Origin of the sequence: Nostoc sp. FACHB-888 (genome assembly GCF_014696655.1) — a bacterium.
Classification (GTDB): domain Bacteria; phylum Cyanobacteriota; class Cyanobacteriia; order Cyanobacteriales; family Nostocaceae; genus Nostoc.
Window position 1 is genome coordinate 1 of the sequence record NZ_JACJQM010000429.1, and the last position, 1,502, is coordinate 1,502.

At 37.9% G+C, this 1,502-nt stretch carries 2 protein-coding genes; both read left to right on the plus strand.

The window, feature by feature from the left end:
- On the plus strand, positions 1-462 hold a 462-nt coding region (locus H6G26_RS41695), incomplete at its 5' end, for a hypothetical protein (RefSeq protein ID WP_190738002.1).
- A 261-nt stretch (positions 463-723) separates the two neighbouring features.
- A complete protein-coding gene (locus H6G26_RS41700) occupies positions 724-1,419 on the plus strand; it encodes a DUF928 domain-containing protein (RefSeq protein ID WP_206757601.1) in 696 nt (231 codons plus the stop codon).
- Positions 1,420-1,502 lie beyond the last annotated feature (83 nt).

A 1,502-nucleotide genomic window follows, 5' to 3' on the forward strand; every position in this document is an offset into this window, starting at 1 on the left:
GGACATACTTGGTTTAGGCAAAAAATTATCGAGTGGCTGGAGAATTTACCTGGAGAACAGGGGCAACTGGGTGGGGAATATAGTGTTTTACATTTGTTAACGAAAGATTTGACCGAGATAAAGTATCAGGGAAAATCCCCCTACCCGAAGTTTTATGAGGTTGTGATTTTGCCAAACCAACTATCGACACGAGATGATATTTCTAGGAGAACGTATCTCCAAGAATATGCACCCCCTGATTTGTGGGAAAGAGTGATGGATTATTGGCAAGCAAACTTACACAACTTTGTACCCAGACCGGACTCGTCTCAAAACTCGGATTATACGAAAAATGCACAATGGATGTCTGCCTTGAAGGAGTTAGCACCGCAGAATTATGATAGTTTGTTGTCTCAATGGAAAGTCCAGCATAAGCGACGACCTAATTTGTGGAAAGCGATGAGAAATTTGGGATTGGATTGATGTAATGCTTTTTGTATGTGGCATGGCGAGTACACCATTAGGTTGCAAGTGTTGAAGTGTAATTGCACTACTCATGACAACTGTCGATTTATTTTCAGGAATGCCTGATCTCATAGTGAGCAATATCTTGTACGCTGATTTCTAATGGTGAAGCTGTCATGCATTTAAAAATACAGTATTTTGCAAGGTGATTTGCAGAATATAGCTTGTGAAGCCAGATATTTTATTAAGACTCTTCTTCTTAGCAAATTATTAAAGAACATGGTTAACAGAAAACGCTCTTTGCAAAAATGTTTGAAGCATAACCTTACTAACTACATTGCTTTGAGCTTGTTGTTATTAATGCCTACAACAGCTTTAGCTAACGGTAACAACAATAATTCTGACGATCCTCCACCTCAAACTAGAGGAACTTCAGGTGGTTCTAGGGGATGTGAGACTGAAAGTGAGGCATCCTCAAGTAGTATTCCAAATATTATTTTACTTGCACCTACTCAAAGTTACGGTCAAACTTTGGCAAACAGTCCTACATTTGCCTGGTTTGTGAAAGATACTAGCTCTTGGCAAATGGAATTTCGCCTTTATGAGTACGACCAAAATAACAAACAATCTAGATTGGTAAAAGAAATTAAAGATGAAAATTTTAAAAGTTCTCCAGGAATCATGATTCTATCTCTGCCTAGTCAAGAATTGTTAGTTGGCAGAAGATACCTTTGGCAAGTCGAATTGGTTTGCGATGCTAATCGTCCTTCAGGTAATCCATTTGCGATCGCAGCGATGAAAGTCGTTTTAACTCCGCCAGAAGTGAAAAACCAACTCTCTCAAAGCAATGATGTTCTAAAGGTGGCAAATCTCTCCAAAAAAGCTGATTTATGGTATAAAACTGTAGAAATTGCTTTAAGTTCAAACAATGAACCGACTCTGAAAGAATTAAGAAAGCAGGGTAAGCTCATCTAATTTGGTATAAATAAAACTTGACAAATTCCAGAAAATCAGCATAAAAGATTGTATAAAAAATAGACTTGACGACTGAGCAAGAC